Annotated in this window: 1 protein-coding gene; it reads right to left on the reverse strand. The window is 65.3% G+C overall.

The features are described 5' to 3' along the window. A partial coding sequence (locus tag EWM57_RS20815; RefSeq protein ID WP_207218376.1) for an Ig domain-containing protein occupies nucleotides 1-504 on the reverse strand: 504 nt, incomplete at both ends.

Below are 504 nucleotides of genomic sequence, written 5' to 3' on the forward strand. Positions count from 1 at the left end.
GGCCCAGTTGCCGGCGCTGTTGGCCGTGGTTGTACCAATGGCGGCGCCGTCTACATACAACGTTACCGTGGCGTTAACCGGGGCCGTACCGGCGTAGGTCGGCGTAGAGGTGTTTACTAAGCCGCCGTTGGCCGGCACAATCACTACCGGGGTGGCCGTGACTGGCTGGGTCGAAATGGCCAGCGTATAGCTGCGCGAACCGCTGTAGGGACCTGGGGCTGCCGAGTTGTCGGTGGCCGTCACGGTGAAGTTGAACGGGCCATTGGTAGTAGGCGTGCCGGAAATCGTACCGCTCGCCGACAGAGCCAAGCCCGTGGGCAGGGCGCCGGAGGTAACGGCGTACGTGTAGGGGGCCGAGCCACCCGAGGCAGTCAGCGTCACGCTGTAAGCTACGTTCTGCGTACCGCTGGGCAGCGAGGCTGGACTCACCGTGATGGTGGGGGCTACAAACGTCAGGGCGTAAGCCGAGGCAGCGGCCGTGTTGCCGTTGCCAGCCTGGTCCTG

Origin of the sequence: Hymenobacter persicinus, assembly GCF_004167665.1 — a bacterium.
GTDB classification, from domain to species: domain Bacteria; phylum Bacteroidota; class Bacteroidia; order Cytophagales; family Hymenobacteraceae; genus Hymenobacter; species Hymenobacter persicinus.